The 1,228-nt window shown below is 74.8% G+C and carries 2 protein-coding genes; both read right to left on the bottom strand.

Translation table 11 applies throughout. The annotated features are described in order from the left end of the window. Positions 1–75 precede the first annotated feature (75 nt). On the bottom strand, positions 76–570 hold the full coding sequence (locus BKE38_RS29625; RefSeq protein WP_076960664.1) for a CopD family protein: 495 nt from the start codon (positions 568–570) through the stop codon (positions 76–78). Further along, a partial coding sequence (locus BKE38_RS29620; protein ID WP_076960663.1) for a cytochrome c oxidase assembly protein occupies positions 567–1,228 on the bottom strand: 662 nt, incomplete at its 5' end. The genes BKE38_RS29625 and BKE38_RS29620, both read right to left, overlap by 4 nt.

The raw sequence follows: 1,228 nt of genomic DNA, 5'->3' as shown, positions 1-1,228 counted from the left end.
GCTGCTGCTGTCGGGCTTCGCGGCGTTCTTCACCGGCATGACGGGCTGGCATGGCGGCAAGCTGGTCTTCGACTATCACATCGGCACCGCGCCGACCGGAAGGGGCTGACCGCGCGGCTGCAGCAGCCAGGCCGGCCCTGTCCATTCGGCGAACAGCGGCTTGCCCAGCACCAGGAACAGGATTGCCGTCATGCACAGCAGGGCCGCCGCCACCAGCGGCCCGCCGGAGGGCGCATCGTATTCGCCGCGCTGCTCGCCGGCCTGCAGCGTGACATGGCCGAGCCAGGCATGGATCAGCACCAGCAGCCCGACGGCCGCCAGCTTGGCGAACATCCAGGGCACGAAGACGCCGCGCAGGAAGACCAGCGCCGTGCCCGCCGCCACCGCGATCACGGCGGCCGGGGTGACCAGGCGGACATAGGCGTTGTGCGTCACCAGCCGCCGCCGGGTGAAGTCGGCCTGCGCATCCTCCGGCCCATGCCGCGCCAGCAGCAGCGGCAGGCCGACCAGCCCGGCGCACCAGAGCGACAGGGCGGCGATGTGCAGGAACTTCAGCGCGGCGACCATCATGCCGGCAGGCCGCCGCGCCAGGCGCGCCGGCCGATCAGGGCCACCGCCAGCGCATAGGGAATGATGCCCGCCACCCACATCAGCAGCCCGGCCAGCTGCTGGTCGGCCAGCTGCGCCAGGCCCCAGGGCTCGGTGGTGCCGAAATGCGCCGCGTAGAGCGGCCGGGCGGCGAAGGTCAGCAGCGCGCCCAGCAGGCCCATCTGCGCCATGCCCAGGATTGCCGCCAGCCCGCCGGCCAGCGGCGGCGCGGCGAAGACCGCCCGCCAGGACCAGACCGCGCTGCCCAGCAGCGTCGCCTGCATCAGCCAGTAGACGCCGGTGCCCGCCAGCGCCGCGTCGTAGAGCGCCGGGAGGTGCCAGGCCCAGAGCACCGCGGTGGCGACGGCCAGGCTGAGCCCCGGCGCGCCCGGCCGCGCGGCCGGCCAGGCCAGCGCGATCAGCGGCGCCGCGGCGGTGACCAGCAGCAGGTGGTGCAGGGCGCGGGCGGAGAACAGCGCAACGCTCAGGGCGCAGAGCGGCGAGACGAAGGCCAGGGCCAGCACGCCGACCGCCGCCATCGCCAGGCCCGGCCGCGGCGACCGGCGCGCCAGCAGCAGCGCGGCACCCAGCCCCGCCAGCAGCAGCGGATCGAGGTTCCAGCGGCTGCCGAGCTCGAAGG

The organism is Teichococcus deserti (genome assembly GCF_001982615.1).
Lineage (GTDB): Bacteria > Pseudomonadota > Alphaproteobacteria > Acetobacterales > Acetobacteraceae > Pseudoroseomonas > Pseudoroseomonas deserti.
Note: the sequence above shows the minus strand (reverse complement) of the source record. Positions and strands in the feature narration are given on the sequence as shown.